Annotated in this window: 16 protein-coding genes; 9 read left to right on the forward strand and 7 right to left on the reverse strand. The window is 66.5% G+C overall.

Features of this window, described 5'->3' with window-relative positions; genetic code table 11:
* Positions 1-8: 8 nt before the first annotated feature.
* On the reverse strand, positions 9-1,520 hold the full coding sequence (locus ACPT9U_RS09400) for a hypothetical protein (RefSeq protein WP_435750714.1): 1,512 nt from the start codon (positions 1,518-1,520) through the stop codon (positions 9-11).
* A 168-nt stretch (positions 1,521-1,688) separates the two neighbouring features.
* On the opposite strand from ACPT9U_RS09400, the gene rpsP reads away from it, so the two are divergent.
* From rpsP to rplS, 4 genes are all read left to right on the forward strand, one after another.
* Positions 1,689-1,937, forward strand: coding sequence for a 30S ribosomal protein S16 (rpsP, locus tag ACPT9U_RS09405; RefSeq protein ID WP_418363263.1), 249 nt, complete (start codon positions 1,689-1,691; stop codon positions 1,935-1,937).
* A 31-nt stretch (positions 1,938-1,968) separates the two neighbouring features.
* A complete protein-coding gene (gene rimM, locus ACPT9U_RS09410; RefSeq protein WP_418363264.1) occupies positions 1,969-2,487 on the forward strand; it encodes a ribosome maturation factor RimM in 519 nt (172 codons plus the stop codon).
* 98 nt (positions 2,488-2,585) lie between these two features.
* Positions 2,586-3,344: a tRNA (guanosine(37)-N1)-methyltransferase TrmD gene (trmD, locus tag ACPT9U_RS09415; protein ID WP_418363360.1), complete on the forward strand. Its 759-nt coding sequence runs from the start codon at positions 2,586-2,588 to the stop codon at positions 3,342-3,344.
* 97 nt (positions 3,345-3,441) lie between these two features.
* Positions 3,442-3,849 (forward strand): 50S ribosomal protein L19, encoded by a 408-nt coding sequence (rplS, locus tag ACPT9U_RS09420; RefSeq protein WP_418363265.1) that lies wholly within the window; start codon positions 3,442-3,444, stop codon positions 3,847-3,849.
* 102 nt (positions 3,850-3,951) lie between these two features.
* On the opposite strand, the gene lptG is transcribed toward rplS, so the two are convergent.
* Both lptG and lptF read right to left on the reverse strand, forming a co-directional pair.
* Positions 3,952-5,028: an LPS export ABC transporter permease LptG gene (lptG, locus tag ACPT9U_RS09425; RefSeq protein ID WP_435750715.1), complete on the reverse strand. Its 1,077-nt coding sequence runs from the start codon at positions 5,026-5,028 to the stop codon at positions 3,952-3,954.
* Complete coding sequence (lptF, locus tag ACPT9U_RS09430) at positions 5,025-6,107, reverse strand: LPS export ABC transporter permease LptF (protein WP_435750716.1); 1,083 nt, start codon at positions 6,105-6,107, stop codon at positions 5,025-5,027. Before lptF ends, lptG begins: the two co-directional genes overlap by 4 nt.
* A 206-nt stretch (positions 6,108-6,313) precedes the next feature.
* Here lptF and ACPT9U_RS09435 point away from each other — a divergent pair, with 206 nt between their 5' ends.
* From ACPT9U_RS09435 to ACPT9U_RS09450, 4 genes are all read left to right on the forward strand, one after another.
* Complete coding sequence (locus ACPT9U_RS09435; protein WP_418363268.1) at positions 6,314-7,813, forward strand: leucyl aminopeptidase; 1,500 nt, start codon at positions 6,314-6,316, stop codon at positions 7,811-7,813.
* A gap of 17 nt (positions 7,814-7,830) precedes the next feature.
* The gene (locus ACPT9U_RS09440) at positions 7,831-8,271 is read left to right on the forward strand and encodes a DNA polymerase III subunit chi (protein ID WP_418363269.1); all 441 of its coding nucleotides are present in this window, start codon (positions 7,831-7,833) and stop codon (positions 8,269-8,271) included.
* Positions 8,268-8,927, forward strand: a complete 660-nt coding sequence (locus ACPT9U_RS09445) for a hypothetical protein (RefSeq protein WP_418363270.1) — start codon at positions 8,268-8,270, stop codon at positions 8,925-8,927. Before ACPT9U_RS09440 ends, ACPT9U_RS09445 begins: the two co-directional genes overlap by 4 nt.
* Before the next feature lie 78 nt (positions 8,928-9,005).
* A complete protein-coding gene (locus ACPT9U_RS09450; protein ID WP_435750717.1) occupies positions 9,006-11,990 on the forward strand; it encodes a valine--tRNA ligase in 2,985 nt (994 codons plus the stop codon).
* 142 nt (positions 11,991-12,132) lie between these two features.
* On the opposite strand, the gene ACPT9U_RS09455 is transcribed toward ACPT9U_RS09450, so the two are convergent.
* Together ACPT9U_RS09455 and ACPT9U_RS09460 are read right to left on the reverse strand one after the other, a co-directional pair.
* Positions 12,133-12,363 (reverse strand): sulfurtransferase TusA family protein, encoded by a 231-nt coding sequence (locus ACPT9U_RS09455; RefSeq protein ID WP_418363272.1) that lies wholly within the window; start codon positions 12,361-12,363, stop codon positions 12,133-12,135.
* Positions 12,364-12,444: 81 nt separating this feature from the next.
* The gene (locus ACPT9U_RS09460; RefSeq protein ID WP_435750718.1) at positions 12,445-13,884 is read right to left on the reverse strand and encodes a M48 family metalloprotease; all 1,440 of its coding nucleotides are present in this window, start codon (positions 13,882-13,884) and stop codon (positions 12,445-12,447) included.
* 122 nt (positions 13,885-14,006) lie between these two features.
* On the opposite strand from ACPT9U_RS09460, the gene moaC reads away from it, so the two are divergent.
* The gene (gene moaC / locus ACPT9U_RS09465; protein WP_418363274.1) at positions 14,007-14,495 is read left to right on the forward strand and encodes a cyclic pyranopterin monophosphate synthase MoaC; all 489 of its coding nucleotides are present in this window, start codon (positions 14,007-14,009) and stop codon (positions 14,493-14,495) included.
* A gap of 14 nt (positions 14,496-14,509) precedes the next feature.
* Here moaC and ACPT9U_RS09470 read toward each other — a convergent pair whose 3' ends face one another.
* Positions 14,510-14,731, reverse strand: a complete 222-nt coding sequence (locus ACPT9U_RS09470) for a hypothetical protein (RefSeq protein ID WP_418363361.1) — start codon at positions 14,729-14,731, stop codon at positions 14,510-14,512.
* 8 nt (positions 14,732-14,739) lie between these two features.
* The gene (locus tag ACPT9U_RS09475) at positions 14,740-15,474 is read right to left on the reverse strand and encodes an ABC transporter ATP-binding protein (protein ID WP_435750719.1); all 735 of its coding nucleotides are present in this window, start codon (positions 15,472-15,474) and stop codon (positions 14,740-14,742) included.
* Positions 15,475-15,476 lie beyond the last annotated feature (2 nt).

The raw sequence follows: 15,476 nt of genomic DNA on the forward strand, positions 1-15,476 counted from the left end.
GCGCCGGATCAGATCGGATACGGATCGAGCTCGTACTGGAACAGTTCGACACGCGAGGTCTGCATGTCGAGTCCGAGCGCACGCGCCTGCGCGATGTAGAGCGACGCGCCCTCGCGCACGAACACAAAGCGGCGCGAAGCATAGGTGCCAGCGGGCGCAAGCATGGCGGGATGGCGCCGCACGGGCTCCATCGCCGGAAGGGCGAGCGCGGGCTCAAGCTTCTTCGCGGCCCGGCCGCGAAAACCGACCTCCACCGGCTGAAAACCGACGCCGACGATCTGCAAGCCGAGCTCGAGTTGCCCCGGGTGCTCGCTGCGCGCCCAACGCACGATGCAGATGGACCAAGGCTGTTCGGCATCGCGCCGCAGAGCCAGTGTGGAGCCGGATTCAATCTCTCCCCGGACGCCGGCAACGCTCATGATCGCAAGCCCACCCGGGCTCTCGTTGATGACCTCCCACTTCTGGATGCCGGCCAGCGGGCGCTCAGCATCCTTTCCCAGCAACCACATCGCATGCAGCCCGACGCACACCTGGACTGCATAGTGCCGGGCGCGACGCGGCTGCTCCCGCACCGGAACGGCCATCCACAGACCACGCAAGCGCTTGAGCAGCGCGAGCGCCTCGAGGGCCTTCAGCCCGGGCGGCAGACCCGCGCCCTGCAGCGCCTCCGGCGCAAGTTCGTCCTGGGCGCCGGCAAGCTCCGCGGCAGTCAGGTTCGCCGTTACCCAATCAATACACTCGCCCAAGCGCTGCGCCATCGGCCTGGGATTGAAGGACCAGATCTCGGAGCTACCCTCCCGCTCGGCCGGCACAGGCCTGCGCGCGACCGCCACCGGTGGAGCGTCGCCCGCCAGGTCCACCCACCACTGCGCCGCAGTCGCCGCCGGGCTGCTCCGCGTAAGATCGGCAACCGAGAGCAGGCGCTCATCGAGGAAATCGAACAGCCACACGAGTTCCCGGCCGGTCAGCGCATCGGGCTGTGAAGCGGCAAGCGTGAGCAGGCGCAGATACCAGGGCGCGAGGCGCTGCCCGGCAGCCGTGCCGATCCCCGTAGAGCGCGCGAGTCGATGTGCGAGCCGCCAACTGCCCTCGGGCACGTCCGAGGCCGCGAGCCCCGCGACACGGAAGACTTCGAGCACCGCCTCGAAAGCGTGCGCAGCGGCCGCATCCCGTTCGGATGCACTGCCCCCGGCACCGGATTCGACAAACTGGAGCAACCCGCCCGAAACAGCAATCAACAAGGAGCCCAATGCCGCCTGGCGTGCGAACAGCGCCTCGTCAAGCGGCAGCGGGCAGCCCGCCGCCTCGGCGCGATAATCCGCGCAGAGTCGCCGCAGAAAGGACACCGCCGCCACGCCGACACGGACACCTCCCCCCTCCAGCGCACCGCCCCTCTGCAGGACCGCGCAAAGCGGATCGCGCAGGGCCTCGAGGCCCTCGACCGAAGGCGCAAAAGCCCGATCCTCGAACAGGTCGAGCAGGGCCTGGGCTTCGTCGGAAAGAAGTGGGGACGTGTTCATGGTCGGTCGCGCTGTCGGGCACACCGCATTCTATCTGCTCCACCGCTACGGGGAAGCGGCCCTTTCGGCCCATCTCCATGCACAGGAAAGTTGCGCATTATTCTTGCCGTCTCGGGAGCAAAGGCCTATACTCCGCGGTTTTTCGCATCCACCGATCAGGAATAACAGATGGTCGTCATTCGCCTTGCCCGTGGTGGCGCCAAAAAGCGCCCGTTCTTCAACATGGTCGTTGCTGATTCGCGCAATCGTCGCGACGGTCGCTTCATCGAGCGTGTCGGTTACTACAACCCGATCGCTGCCGGCGCCGAACAGAGCCTGGTGATCAACACCGAGCGCCTGGCCTACTGGCAGCAGAACGGCGCCCAGCTGTCGCCGACGGTTGCCCGCCTCGTCAAGCAGGCCGCCAAGGCTGCTTGATCGGCTGCGGTCTGCCACGGCGGAACGAAGCATGATCGTACTGGGGCGCATCGTCGCCCCTTTTGGCGTTCAAGGGTGGGTCAAGATCCACCCCTTCGGTGACGATCCACTGTCGTGGCGCAAGATGTCCCACTGGTGGCTGAGCAGCGACGACGCTGCGCCGGCTTCCCAATGGAAGCAATACACGCTCGCGGCCTGCCGCGCGCACGGCAAGGGGCTCGTCGCCGCGCTGACCGAGGTCCCCGATCGGTCGTCCGCAGAAGCGATCGATGGCTTTTACATCGCCGCGCCGCGCGAAGCCTTGCCCAAGCCGGCCGAGGGCGAATACTACTGGGGCGACCTTGTCGGCCTGGCGGTCGAGAACGAGGCCGGTGAAGCGCTGGGCACGGTGAAGGGACTGGTTTCGACCGGTGCCCATGACGTGCTGCAATTGCAGGAAGGTGAAGGCGAAGGGAGCGTGGAACGCCTGATTCCCTTTGTCGCCGCCTACGTGCTGGACGTAGATCTGGCTGCCCGGCGCATCCGGGTGAGCTGGGAAAAAGACTGGTGACGCGGACTTGCACGCTTCCGGTCGAAGCGCAAGCCTCCACGGACGCTACGCAGGAAGGAGCGCCGAAGGGCATCGAAGGTGGGCAACGTCGCTACGACGTGATTACGCTCTTCCCCGAGATGTTCGCGGCCCTCACCGGAAGCGGCATCACACGAAGGGCGATCGATCGCGGGCTGTACGCCATGGGGCTCCACAACCCGCGCGACTTCACCAGCGACCCGCACCGCACCGTGGACGACCGCCCCTATGGTGGCGGTCCGGGCATGGTGATGCTGGTCGAGCCGCTCGCACAGGCGATCGCTGCGGCGCGCACGGCGCAGGAACAGGCGCTAGGGCGCAGCGGACGGGTAATCTACCTGTCGCCGCAGGGTCGAAGGCTGGACCAGGCAGTGGTGATGGAACTGGCTGCAGAGCCTGGGCTGGTGTTGCTCTGCGGACGCTATGAAGGCGTGGATCAGCGCCTGATCGAGCGTGAGGTCGATGAAGAACTCTCGCTCGGCGACTTCGTGCTGTCGGGCGGGGAATTGCCGGCGATGGTACTGCTCGACGCGATCGTGCGTCAGCTGCCCGGCGCACTGAATACGGCCGACTCGGCACAGGAAGACTCCTTTGCCGACGGCCTGCTGGACTGTCCGCACTACACGCGGCCAGAGATGTACGAGAACGATCGAGTGCCCGATGTGCTGTTGTCGGGCAACCACGCGGCGATCCGCCGCTGGCGGCTCAAGCAGGCGCTGGGCCGCACCTGGCAGCGCAGACCCGACCTGCTCGGGTTGCGCCAGCTGAGCAAGACCGAATTGAAACTGCTTGAGGAGTTCAGGCAGGAGCAAGCCGGGGCGGAAGGTCGGCAGACCTGAACCCCTTACACAAACGGCACGTACCAGGTTGCGACCTGCTCTGCGGCCAGGCCGACGCAGATGGCGGAAGGCCGATAACATCGATGGAGTTTTTGCAATGAACCTGATTCAGCAACTCGAGCAGGAAGAGATCGCCCGCGTCGCCGCCGGCAAGACCATCCCCGCCTTCGGCCCCGGTGACACCGTGGTCGTCCAGGTGAAGGTCAAGGAAGGCAACCGCGAGCGTCTGCAGGCCTACGAGGGCGTGGTGATCGCCAAGCGCAACCGTGGCCTCAACTCCTCCTTCATCGTCCGCAAGATCTCCTCGGGCGAGGGCGTCGAGCGTACGTTCCAGACCTACTCGCCGCTGGTCGCCGGCATCGAGGTCAAGCGTCGTGGTGACGTGCGTCGCGCCAAGCTGTACTACCTGCGCCAGCGCTCGGGCAAGTCGGCTCGCATCAAGGAAAAGCTGGACTACAAGGCGGCCGCTGCAAAGCGCGCCGCCCAGCAGCAACAGGAAGGCTGATCGCAGCGCGCTGCGGTCACTTCTCGCAACGGGCCTTCGGGCCCGTTTTTTCGTTCACCGGCATATCCAATGCCGCGCCTTCCCAAGCGGCAGCGTCTGCGCTCAACGGCGCTCGACGTAGTGCATCAGCCAGGCGGCCGCAGCAAGGAAGATCAGGCTCGGCGTCAGCGCGGCCATGACCGGCGGCCAGGCGTTGATCATGCCAAGGTTGGAGAACAGGCCGTTGAGCAGGTGGAAGCCCACCCCCAGCATGACCCCCATGAAGATGCGCGCGCTCGCGCCGCCCATGCGGTCATGGATGAAACCGAATGGCATGGCCAGCGCCATCATCACGAGCACGGCGAAGGGGTAGATGATCTTCTTCCACAGCGCGATCTCGAAACGGTCCGAATTCTGACCGTTGTCGCGCAGGTGCTTGATGTAGGTCCACAACCTGCCAAGCTGCATGTGCTCCGGCGACACCATCAGCACACCCAGCACTTCCGGCGTGAGCTCTGACTTCCACGCGATTTCCGGCAGGTGCTCGACCTCGGTGCGGTCACCGTGAAAGCGGGTACGGGCGACCTCGAGCAACTTCCATTCACCCTGCCCGTCGAACACGCCCTGGCTGGCCTCGGCGATGGAGACGAGGGCATAGTTCTCGTCGAAGGTGTAGATGCGCGCGTTGCGCAGCGTGCGATCCGGCATCAGCGTACGCACGTTGATCACTTGCCGCCCATCCTTCACCCACAGCCCGGAGCGAAGTTGCTGCGACACGGTGGCCTTGGTTGCGTTGAGCTTCCACTCCTCCGCCGCCGACTCGGCGGGGGGCGCGACGTACTCACCGATCAGGAACACCAGGGCGACGAACACCACGCCGATCAGGCCCAGGGTGCGCATCAGCGCGCCGTTCGACATGCCCGAGGCACGCATCACCGTAATCTCGGAATGCCGCGCCAGCGTCGCCAGCGCATAGAGGCTACCGATCAGCACCGCGATCGGCATCAGCTCGTAGACCCGCGCCGGCAGGGTCAGCACCACATAGATCACCGCCTGGTAGAGCGTATAGCCCCCCTTGCCGATGTCCTCGAGCTCGTTGATGAGGTCGAAGAAGGCGAACAGGCCGAGGAAGGCGACCAGCACCAGCAGGGTCGAGCCGAAGATTTCCCGCGCGAGATAGCGCAGCAGCACCACGCTCATGTACGCTTCCGCCAGAACGGTGACACGGCGAGCCGCGTGTAGAACAGCAGCCCGAGCGCACCGAGCACCACCAGATGCGGCAGCAACAGGCCCGGGACAAAACCAACCCGCCCCTGCGTCACCCAGGACTGGAACACCGAGATCGCGTTGCTGTAGAGCAGATAGACGAGCAGCGCGATAAGCATGTTATTGGCCCGCCCGGCGCGAGGATTGACAAAGGAGAGCGGAATGGCCAGCAGCGCAAGCAGCAGCGCCACGACCGGTACGCCGATGCGCCCGACCAGTTCGCCCAGGCTGCGCTTGTCCTGCTGCGCCAGCAGCAATGCGGTCGGCTGCGCGCGCGTGCGGGCGAGCTGGCTGGTGACCTGCTTCTGCTCCAGTTGCACCTCGTAGCGACCGAACTCCATCACGCGGAACGCCGGCGTACCCGGGGTGCCGTCATAGCGCCGTCCGTTCTCCAGCACCACGTAGCGCCGTCCCTCGCCATCACTGCGCAGGAAGCCTTCGGACGACACGATCACAACCAACCCGCCAGAGCGTGTCTGCTCGCTGACGAACACGTTGCGCACGCGCCCGTCTTCGCCCGCCCCCACTTCCACGAAGAACACGCGCTGCGCGCTGGAGGATTCACGAAACACGCCTGGCGCGACACGCTGCGTATCGTCGCGACTGTCCAGCCGCGCGCGGTATTCGCCGCTCTTCTGCTGCGCCCAGGGGGACAGATAGAGCGCCCCGGCGCCAATCACCAGCACCAGCGGCAGGGCAAAGATCAGCACCGGCCGGATCCAGGACGTCAGCGGCACACCCGCAGCGAACCACACAACCATCTCGGAGTCACGGTAACTGCGCGAAAGTGAAACCAGGATGGCAATGAAGAGCGTCAGCGTCAGGACCGTCGGCATCTGCGCGAGCGCCCCGAAGCCGATCAGCGCAGCGACCGCATCGGCCGGCACGCTGCCCCCTGCCGCCTGGCCGAGCAGGCGGATGAGCACGGTGGAGATCAGGATCGCGAACAGGGCAACGAACACCGCGGCTGCCGTCTGCGCGAGCTCCCGTTGCAAGGCACGACGGAAGATCATCGGACGACGAGCCCGGATCGGCTCGGAAGAAGCAGCGAAGAAGGAGGCGGAGGAGACGGGAAGCGGGGCAAGATGCGGTACCGGAACGCGGCACCCCGCCGCGCAGCTCGCGCGGATGCAGACGGGAAGCCTTTTTGACGCCCTGCTTGCGAACGGGCCATAATCGACCGCAATCCGAAACCGGCGTATTTACAAGGAAAAAGCGGATGGAATTTACCATAAAGACCGGCAACCCGGCACAGCTGAAGACCGGCCTGCTGGTGCTCGGCGTGTTCGCCGGCAGCAAGCTCCCCCCTCTCAGCGCAGTCGTCGACGATGCGGCGCAAGGGCTCGTTTCCGCCCTGCTCAAGCGCGGGGATCTCGAGGACAAGGCCGGCTCCACGCTGTTGCTGCACGACGTGCATGGCACGCACGCGGAGCGCGTTCTGCTTGTCTGCCTGGGCACGGAAGACGCGTTCAGCGACAAGGCCTACCGTGACGCGCTGAGCGCCACCGCGAAGGTGCTCGCCTCCAGTCCGGCGAAGGACACCGTGATCACGCTCGCGGAGGTGGGGCCAAGCGGCCGTGACCTGCCCTGGCGCCTGCAGCAGGCCGCGCGCATCCTCGCCGACGGCGCCTACCGCTTCGACGCGCTCAAGACCGACAAGAAGAAGGACAGGAAGCACCGCGGCACGAAGAAGCTCACCCTGCTCGTCAGCAGCGAACTCGACGCCGGGTTCGACACTGCCATGCTGCAGGGGCAGGCGATCGCCACCGGTATGGCGCTGGCGAAGGATCTCGGTAACCTGCCGGGCAACCTCTGCACCCCCACGCATCTGGCCGAAACCGCAGTGGCGCTCGGCAAGCAGTACAAGTTCGACGTCGAAGTGCTCGAACGCGCCGACATGGAAAAGCTCGGCATGGGCGCCTTGCTGTCGGTGGCCCGCGGCTCGCACCAGCCACCCAAGTTCATCGTCATGCACTACAAGGGTGGCAAGACCAAGGCAAAGCCCATCGTGCTGGTCGGCAAGGGCATCACCTTCGACACCGGCGGCATCTCGCTGAAACCCGCCGCCGAGATGGACGAGATGAAGTTCGACATGTGTGGCGCCGCCAGCGTGCTCGGCACCTTCAAGGCGATCGCACAGATGGGCCTGCCCATCAACCTCGTCGGTCTCGTCCCCACCACCGAGAACATGCCCGGTGGCGGCGCCACCAAGCCGGGCGATGTCGTCACCTCGATGTCGGGGCAGACCATCGAGGTGCTCAACACGGACGCCGAAGGCCGCCTGATCCTGTGCGATGCGCTCACCTACGCCGAGCGCTTCAAGCCCGAGTGCGTGATCGACATCGCCACCCTCACCGGCGCCTGCGTGGTCGCGCTCGGCAAGATCCCGAGCGGACTGCTCGCAAACGATGACGAGCTCGCCGCCGAGATCCTGCGCCGCGGCACCGAATCCGGCGACCGCGCATGGCAGCTGCCGCTGTGGGAGGAGTATCAGGAGCTACTCAAGAGCAACTTCGCCGACATGGGCAACATCGGCGGCCGCTACGCCGGCACGATCACCGCTGCCTGCTTCCTGTCGCGCTTCGCCAAGGCCTACAAATGGGCGCATCTCGACATCGCGGGCACTGCCTGGGTGTCGGGCGACGCCAAGGGCGCCACCGGCCGTCCGGTGCCGCTGCTGTCGTCCTTCCTGATCGGCCGCGCCGCCAGAAAGGCTTGAGCAACGGTCGTCCTGCCATGGCCGCACGCGTTCATTTCTACCACAACACGCCCGACCGGCTCGCCCTCGCCTGCGAGCTGGTCGCGAACGCCCACGGCCGCAGCCGCAAGGTGGCGGTGCGCTGCACGACTCCCGAGCAGCTCCGTACGCTCGACAAGCTGCTGTGGACGGCCGAACCGCTGAGTTTCATCCCCCATGTCCCCGCTGACCATGCACTGGCCAGCGAAACGCCCGTCACGCTGGCATGCGCGGGGGAAGCCCCGAACTGGCCGCATGGCGACGTGCTGCTCAACCTCAGCGACGATTTGCCCGCCGAGCACGACGCCTTCCGCATGGTGGTCGAGATCGTCGGACACGACGCTGCAGAACGGCACGCTGCCCGCCAGCGCTGGATGCGCTACCGCGAGTTGGGCTGCGAACTCAAGGCCTTCGACGCCGAACGCAGGGAGGCGCTATGAACAAATGGTCCTCGTTTCCTGACGACGATGAGTTCGAACGTGCCGACGACCTGATCGACCAGGCAGACGCCCTGCTGCGCCGTCACCGCGGGACCGACGCGCCAGCACCCAACGTCCCCCATGAGCCCGCCCACGAGCGCTTCGACGACGACGAACTTCCCATCCTCACCGAAGTGGTCGAGGACTTCGAGCCGCCCGCGGGCTGGCGCCCGGCGGAAGCGATGCCTCAGCCCGCAGCTGAACCCGAACACATCGAACCACTCGCCGCACCACTGCGTTGGGAAGACCTTGCGCCCCCCCCCATCAAAGCCCAGCCAGCACCCAGCGCATCCTTTGCGGCCCCAGCGCCATCGACACAGGGGCCGGACCCGGTCCTGGATGCGGTCTTCCCCGACAGCCCCCCAGCCGGCACGCCAGCGCTACCGGACCTGACGGAGCGACTCGTCGAACTCGACACCACGATTGCCCGCGAGATTTCACGCTGGGTCGAAGCCGAGCTGCCTCAACTCGTCTCGCGCGAGCTGGATCGCGTGCGCCGGCAACTGGAGATCGAGGTCCAGTCCCACCTGCGCGCCACCCTGCTGCCGGAGATCTCCGCACGCATCAGCGCCCTGCTCGACCAGAACAGCGACGACACGCCGCCCCCCCGCGCCTGAACACGCCGGCGCGCGCATCGGGGCCCGCGGCGCGCATCCGCTATAATCCGCGCTTTGCCTACAAGCGCGTAGAACACCATGGAACTGGCCAAGAGCTTCGAGCCCGCCGACATCGAACGTCGCTGGTACCCGGAATGGGAATCCCGCGGCTATTTCAACGCCGGACTCGACAAGTCGAACCCCAACGCCTTCTGCATCCTGCTGCCGCCGCCCAACGTCACCGGCACGCTGCACATGGGGCACGGCTTCAACCAGACGATCATGGATGCGCTCACCCGCTACCATCGCATGCGGGGTGACAACACGCTGTGGCAGCCGGGCACCGACCACGCCGGCATCGCCACCCAGATCGTCGTGGAGCGCCAGCTCGATGCCCAAGGCATCAGCCGACACGACCTCGGCCGCGAGCGCTTCCTGGAGAAGGTGTGGGAGTGGAAGGAGTACTCCGGCGGCACCATCACGCGCCAGATGCGCCGCCTGGGTACCAGCCCGGACTGGAAGCGCGAGCGCTTCACGATGGACGAGGGCCTGTCGAAGACCGTCACCGAGACCTTCGTGCGCCTCTACAACGAGGGCCTGATCTACCGCGGCAAGCGACTGGTGAACTGGGATCCGAAGCTCGGCACCGCGGTGTCCGATCTGGAAGTGGTGTCCGAGGAAGAGGACGGGAAGCTCTACCACATCCTGTATCCGTTCAGCGACGGTCCGATCGGTGAACTGAAAGGTCTGACGGTGGCCACCACCCGCCCCGAGACCCTGCTCGGCGACGTCGCGGTGATGGTGCACCCGGAGGACGAGCGTTACGCCCACCTCATCGGCAAGACCGTCGCCCTGCCGCTCACCGGCCGCCACATCCCGATCATCGCCGACGACTACGTCGACCGCGAGTTCGGCACTGGTTGCGTCAAGGTCACGCCGGCGCACGACTTCAACGACTACGCCGTCGGCCAGCGTCACAAGCTCGACATGATCGTGGTGCTGACGCTCGAAGGCAGCGTGCCCGCGGTGGCCGAGCGCTACACCACCGACGGCATCACGCTCGAAGGCGTGCCGATGCCCGCCAGCGTCGCCGGCCTGGATCGCGTGCCGGCGCGTGATGCGGTGGTCGCCGAGCTCGAACAGCTCGGGCTGATGCTCGAGATCAAGGCGCACAAGATGCAGGTGCCGCGCGGCGACCGCACCAGCGTGGTGATCGAGCCGATGCTGACCGACCAGTGGTTCGTCGCCATGTCCAAGCCCGGCGCGGACGGCAAGAGCATCACCCAGAAGGCGCTCGACGTCGTCGCCTCGGGCGAGATCAGGTTCTACCCCGAGAACTGGGTCAACACCTACAACCAGTGGCTCAACAACATTCAGGACTGGTGCATCTCGCGCCAGTTGTGGTGGGGCCACCGCATCCCGGCCTGGTACGACGAGGAAGGCAAGATCTTCGTCGCCACCTGCGAGGAAGAGGCGATCCGCGCCTGGAAGGCCGACCTGCAGGCCGAGATCGACGCACTGACCGCCGAGGTGCAGTCGCGCCAGAGCGAGGGCCAGACCACCGCCGACTACCCGGCAATCGCCGAGCGTCTGGCGCTGCTGCACGCCCGCCACGACGCCGGCCACCTGCGCCAGGAAGACGACGTGCTCGACACCTGGTACTCGTCGGCGCTGTGGCCGTTCTCGACCCTGGACTGGACCGCCGAGTGGCCCGGCAAGAGCAACGACGCGCTCGACCTCTATCTGCCCTCGACCGTGCTCGTCACCGGCTTCGACATCATCTTCTTCTGGGTGGCGCGCATGGTCATGATGACCAGGCACATCACCGGCAAGATCCCGTTCAATCACGTCTACGTGCATGGTCTCATCCGCGACGCGGAAGGCCAGAAGATGAGCAAGTCCAAGGGCAACGTGCTCGACCCGATCGACCTCATCGACGGCATCGGCATCGACGAGCTGGTCGGCAAGCGCACCTTCGGCCTGATGAACCCCAAGCAGGCGCAGAGCATCGAGAAGAAGACTCGCAAGGAATTCCCCGAGGGCATCCCCGCCTTCGGCACCGACGCGCTGCGCTTCACCTTCGCCAGCCTGGCCAGCCCGGGCCGCGATATCAAGTTCGACCTCGCGCGCTGCGAGGGCTACCGCAACTTCTGCAACAAGCTGTGGAACGCCACCCGCTTCGTGCTGATGAACTGCGAGGGCCAGGACTGCGGCATCGGCGACAACGTCGCCTGCTCCACCGAGGTGCTCGACTTCTCCTTCGCCGACCGCTGGATCGTGTCGCGCCTGCAGCGCACCGAGGCCGAAGTCGCGGCGCAGTTCGAGGCCTACCGCTTCGACCTGGTCGCGCGTGCGGTGTATGAGTTCGTGTGGGACGAGTACTGCGATTGGTACCTGGAGCTCGCCAAGGTGCAGATCCAGTCCGGCACCCCGGCGCAGCAGCGCGCCACTCGCCGCACGCTGCTGCGCGTACTCGAGACCGTGCTGCGCCTGGCGCATCCGCTGATCCCCTTCATCACCGAAGAACTCTGGCAGACCGTGGCACCGCTTGCCGGACGCAAGGACGGCGACAGCATCATGCGCGTGCGCTACCCGCGCGCGGACATGGGTCGCATCGACGAGGCATCGGAGGCCAAGGTCGCCGAACTGAAGGCAATGATCTACGCCTGCCGCAACCTGCGCGGCGAGATGAACATCTCCCCCGCCCAGCGCCTGCCGCTGGTGGCCGCGGGCGACAAGGCCGCGCTCGCCGTTTATGCGCCCTACCTTGCCGGCCTGGCCAAGCTCGCCGAGGTGCAGATCGTTGACGAGATCGGCGCGGACGAACTCGCCCCGGTCGCGGTGGCCGGCGAGACCCGGCTGATGCTGAAGGTGGAGATCGACGTCGCTGCCGAGCGCGAACGCCTGGGCAAGGAGATCGCCCGCCTCGACGGCGAGATCGCCAAGGCCGAAGGCAAGCTTGGCAACGCCAGCTTCGTCGATCGTGCACCCGCCGCGGTGGTCCAGCAGGAGCGGGATCGCCTCGCCGGATTCAAGGCCACCCTCGAGAAGCTGAAACCGCAACTGGCCAAGCTGGGCGCTTAAGTACCCATCTGCGCTGGCAAGACAAAACGGGCTGCCCGATTGATCGCGGCAGCCCGTTTGCTGTCTTACGGAAACCAGGCGCGAATGCGGTTCGCCATGACGCCGTCAGGCAGCTTCGCCGTGGCCCGGCGTCGCCGCAAACCTACTTCCGCTTCAGGAAGAACTCGAACGCCTTGTCTGCCGTCTCGCCCTGCTTGACCAGCTCATTCCCGGTCTGGCGTGCAAATGCCTGGAAGTCCTTGACTGAACCCGGATCCGTCGCCACCACGCGCACCACCTGCCCCGAAAGCATCTCTGCCAGCATCTTCTTGGCACGCAGGATGGGCAACGGGCAGTTCAGACCACGGGCATCCACTTCCTTGTCGAAATTCATCCTCTCCGTCCTTTGTTCTGGGGTTTTCAAGCGCGACCGATTCTAAAGTACGGCAGGCAACCGGCAAAGCGCCGCAAACACTCACTGCTGCCGCCGCGCTTCCTGCAGGCTGCGCTGCAGTTCGCGCAAACGGGCATCCACGGCAGACAGCAGATAGAAGTCGCCGTCACCCGCCTTGCGCGCGATCTCCAGTTGCTCGATGGCCGCCGGCAAGCTGCCGCGCAGTACATACACCTCCGCCTGCGCGCGGTGCTGCGCACTACGCTCGCCGAGCGCAGCATGTGCGCGCGAGAGCAACTGCCACAGGCGCGGATCACCGCTACGATCGTCAAGCAGACGCCGCACCGCCTTCGCGGCCTCGCCGGCCTGCCCTGCCTGGATGCGGGCATCGGCAAGCGCATAGGCCACGCTGCGGCTGGCCGGAAACTGCCTGCGCGCCGCATCCAGGATGCGCACTGCTTCCGCACCGTCCCGGCGCGCGATGTGGATCTCGGCAGCCAGCGTTTCCAGCCAGGGGGACGCGGGCGCACGCTTTCGCACCACATCGAGACGCACCAGGGCATCGTCGGCACGTCCTGCACGCAGCAGCGCGCGTGCGAGCCCATAGGCCATCTCCTCCGCCTGGGGCGCACGCGCCACTTCGGACTCCAGGTCCCGCACCGCGTCGGCGGGCTGGCCCGCATCTGCACGCAGCTTCGCGCGTGCGTAGCGGAAGTCGGCGGAGTCGAGCACCTGCCGGTACGGCATTCGCGTGACACGGTTCTCCATGTCGGCAATACGTTCCGTCGTCAGCGGGTGAGTGCGGAGGTACGCCGGCGCGTTGTTCTCATACACCCGGGTGTTGCGCTGAAGACGCTCGAAGAAGCTCGGCATGCCGCGCACGTCCATCCCCGCCTTGTCCAGCGTCTCCAGCCCCACGCGATCGGCCTCGCGCTCGAAGGCGCGGGTATAGCCGAGCTGTGACTGGATGGCCCCGGCCTGCCCGGCGGCGATCGCAGCCTGACTCACATCGGAATTGCTGCGCGCCGCCAGCACCGCCACCAGCAGCGAAGCCATCATCAGCATCGCCGACTGGCTCTGCTTGCCCACGATCTGTGCGATATGGCGCTGGGTGACGTGGGCGATCTCGTGCCCCAGCACCGAGGCGAACTCCGACTCGGTCTGCGCCGCGAGCAGCAGCCCGGTATGCACACCGATATAGCCGCCAGGCAACGCGAAAGCGTTGAGCGTCGGGTCGCGCACGACAAAGAAGTCGAAGTCCTGCGTGGGGTTGTTGCTCACCCCCGCCAGCCGATGTCCGAGGCGATTGACGTATTCCTCGATCTCCGGGTCATCCAGGTAGGCGGCATCCCGCCAGCGGATCTGGGCGATGATCTCTTCACCGATGCGGCGCTCGGCCGCGGGGGAAAGCTCGGTAGCCGCCACGTCGCCCAGATCCGGAAGATCGTACGACTGGGCACTGAGCGGAGCGGGCAGCGCAAGCGCGCAACTGAGCAGGAGGGCGAAAGGTCGTCGCATCATCGGATGCTATGATACTGCCCGACGCCAACCCGTTCCCACACTCGATGTATCGGCGTGTTTTGCTGGCACCTCGTCCGGTGCAGCATGCGCCCTGCGCGAGCAGCCCGCCCCCATCTCCGCCCATGACGACCGTATCCTCCAACCCGCTCACCCATTTCGACGGCGAAGGCCAGGCCCACATGGTCGACGTCGGCGCCAAGGCCGAGACCCGCCGCGTCGCCATTGCGACCGGCCGCATCCTGATGCTTCCAGATACCTTCGCGATGGTGAAATCCGGCACGGCCAAGAAGGGCGACGTGCTCGGCATCGCCCGCATTGCCGCGATCCAGGCCGCCAAGCGCACCAGCGACCTCATCCCCCTCTGCCACCCGATCCCCCTCACGCGGGTCGCGGTGGAGTTCGACCTCGACGAAACCGAGTGCGCCATCCGCTGCACCGTCACCGCCGAAACCGTCGGCCGCACCGGCGTCGAGATGGAAGCGCTCACCGCGGTGAATGTCGGCCTGCTCACGATCTACGACATGTGCAAGGCCATCGACCGCGGCATGCGCATGGAAGGCATTCAGCTCATGGAAAAGCTCGGCGGCAAATCGGGGCACTGGAAGGCCTGAGGCGCACGAGCGGGTCAGTCGCGCCGCCCGGCCTCATCGCTGCGGGCCAGCCTGGCCAGCGCGAGCGGAAAAGCACCCGACCCCGCCAGCGCGACCGCCGACACCAGGAAGGCCAGCCCAGCCATCGGGTCTGCGAGCGCCGGGTGCAGTCGCGCACCCTCGCCCGCAAAGCAGATCAGCGCCGGTATCAGCGCCAGCGCCGCGAGCGCGAAGAGGATCAGCGCCGACACGGGCATCGAACGTTTCACGCGCCGTGAAAACGCATCCGCCATGGAAGTTCTCCCTGGATGAAGAGGCGCGCCTCTTCCGACTGTGGACGGGCAAAGAAGGCGCGCACCGGGGTGTGCTCGCACACCCGCCCCGCAGACATGAACACGATGTCGTCCGCGAGCCGCGTGGCCTGTCCAAGATTGTGGGTGACCATCAGGACGCGGGTGCCGTCGGTACGGATCTCGCGGATGATGCGCTCGACTTCGGCGCTGGCCGACGGGTCAAGGCTGGCGGTGGGCTCGTCGAGCAGCAGCAGGCGCGGCTTCGTCAGCCACGCGCGCGCCAGCGCGAGGCGTTGCTGCTCGCCCCCGGAAAGCTGTCGCGCACTGTCCTCGGCACGGTCGGCCAGGCCGACACGCTCGAGCATCGCCAGCCCCTGCCGGCGGCGTTCGGCGGCGGTCAGCCCAAGGGGTTTCAGCCCCAGCGCGACGTTCTGCAGTACAGAGGCGCGCAGCATCATCGGCCGCTGGAACACCATCATCACGCCCTGCGCCGGCCGGCGCGCGCCCTCGTCGCCCCAGGCCATGCTGCCGGCGTCCGGTTCGATCAGGCCGCAGATCACCCGCAGCAGCACGCTCTTGCCCGCCCCGTTGGGGCCCAGCACCAGGGTGATGCCTTCGTCGCCCAGATCGAGATCGATGCCGGCCAACACCTCGCGGCCGTTGGGCTGGTAGCGCAGGCCGCGGATGCGCAGGGGAAAAATTGCCATCG

Source organism: Thauera sp. AutoDN2, from assembly GCF_051280715.1.
Classification (GTDB): domain Bacteria; phylum Pseudomonadota; class Gammaproteobacteria; order Burkholderiales; family Rhodocyclaceae; genus Thauera.